Annotated in this window: 2 protein-coding genes and 1 pseudogene; 2 read left to right on the forward strand and 1 reads right to left on the reverse strand. The window is 66.3% G+C overall.

Annotated elements, in window-relative coordinates; genetic code table 11:
- Window positions 1-554, forward strand: a 554-nt coding sequence (locus MOV74_RS37575) for a GNAT family N-acetyltransferase (RefSeq protein WP_246932495.1), incomplete at its 5' end; no start/stop codon positions are given.
- 54 nt (window positions 555-608) lie between these two features.
- Window positions 609-994: pseudogene (locus tag MOV74_RS37580) on the forward strand (ester cyclase).
- Window positions 995-1,015: 21 nt separating this feature from the next.
- Here the strand turns inward: MOV74_RS37580 and MOV74_RS37585 are convergent.
- A partial coding sequence (locus tag MOV74_RS37585; protein WP_246932497.1) for an MFS transporter occupies window positions 1,016-1,671 on the reverse strand: 656 nt, incomplete at its 5' end.

Below are 1,671 nucleotides of genomic sequence, written 5' to 3' on the forward strand. Positions count from 1 at the left end.
CGAACGCGCAGGCCGAGGGCTTCCTCGCGCAACATGCGCAAGCCGAGGCGCTGCTCGCGGCGATGGACCTGATCGCATCCACCCTGACCCGCGAGCGGATCGCGCTCGTGGAGTTGGACCCGCGAAGCGAGGAGGCGCGCTACTGCCTCGGCGAATACTATGCCGAGCTCGGCCGTCGCTTCAGCCAAGGCTTCGACGTCTCGCTGTCGCGCGACCCCGACGCCAAGGACATGCGCCGGCCGCGCGGCAGCTTCATCGTCGCGATGTCGGACACGCTGCCGATCGGCTGCGTCGGCCTGAAGGGAACCGATCACGGCTACGCCGAGATCAAGCGTCTGTGGGTCGCGCCCGCCGCGCGCGGATTGCGGCTCGGTCGGCGCCTGATGGACGCAACCGAGGACGCTGCGCGCGGGCTCGGCATTGCACTATTGCGGCTCGACACCAACAGCGCCCTGCCCGAGGCCGGCCAGCTCTACCGCACCACGGGCTGGCGCGAGATTTCGCGCTACAACGACGATCCCTATCCGGACCTGTTCTTTGAAAAGCGGCTGTAAGCTGGACCGGTTCGCGATGTCAGTGCGTTAGGGTCGAAGCCGCAGGGCTTCGATATGTCCAGAGGCGGTCTCGCCGACACCTACCGCAGCTACATCGCCTGCCTGAACCGGCAGGACTGGGCGGCACTCGGACAATACGTGCATGACGAGGTCACTCACAACGCCCGGCCGCGCGGTCTGTCAGGCTATCGCGCGATGCTGGAGCAGGATTTTCGCGACATTCCGGATCTGCGCTTCGACATCGAGCTGCTGATGTCGGATCCGCCGGGGATCGCTGCGCGACTGAAGTCGATTGCACGCCGGTCGGTTCGTTCCTTGGACTTGCCGTCAACGGGAAGCGCGTGTCCTTCGCCGAGCACGTGTTCTACGCGTTCCAGGATGGAACGATCCGACAGGTCTGGTCGGTGATCGACAAGGCGACGATCGAGGCGCAGCTCTGACGCTGCGCCTCGATCTCGACTTCACGCCGCGACCGGCGCCGCTTGCCCTTGCGGCTTCGCGAAGGGGCGGAATGTCATCGCCATCAGGAACGCGCCCAGGCCCATCGCCCAGGAGGCAATGTACAGCCAGGCGTAGCTGGAGAACGCGTCGTAGATCAGACCGCCGGCAAGCGGGCCGGTGGCCATGCCGAGGCTGCCGGCCATCGCTGTGCCGCCGATCACCGTGCCCATCATGCGCAGCGGAAAGTTCTCGCGAATGAGAACGGCGTAGAGCGGCATGGTGCCGGCATAGATGAAGCCGAAGACGGCCCCGACCGCGTAGAAGGTCGCAAGCTGATGCGCGAAGACATAAGCGAGCGCACCGAACGCCTGGAGCAGCAGGCCCGAGACCAGCACGCGCTTGGCGCCGAACCGGTCGCCCATCAGGCCGAAGGCGATGCGACCGCCAAGGCCGGCAAATCCCTCGATGCTGTAGATCGTCACCGCCGCGACCAGCGGAATGCCGCAGCTGATCGCATAGCTGACGGTGTGGATGATCGGACCGGAATGGGTGGCGCAGCAGAAGAAATTGGTCGCGAGCAGGATCAGGAATTGCGGCGAGCGCAGCGCCTCGCTTCTCGACATCTCGCCTTGCCCGGCCCCCGCGCCCATCGGCGCGGCCGCAGCCTGCACCAGCG

The organism is Bradyrhizobium sp. SHOUNA76, assembly GCF_023006445.1.
Lineage (GTDB): Bacteria > Pseudomonadota > Alphaproteobacteria > Rhizobiales > Xanthobacteraceae > Bradyrhizobium.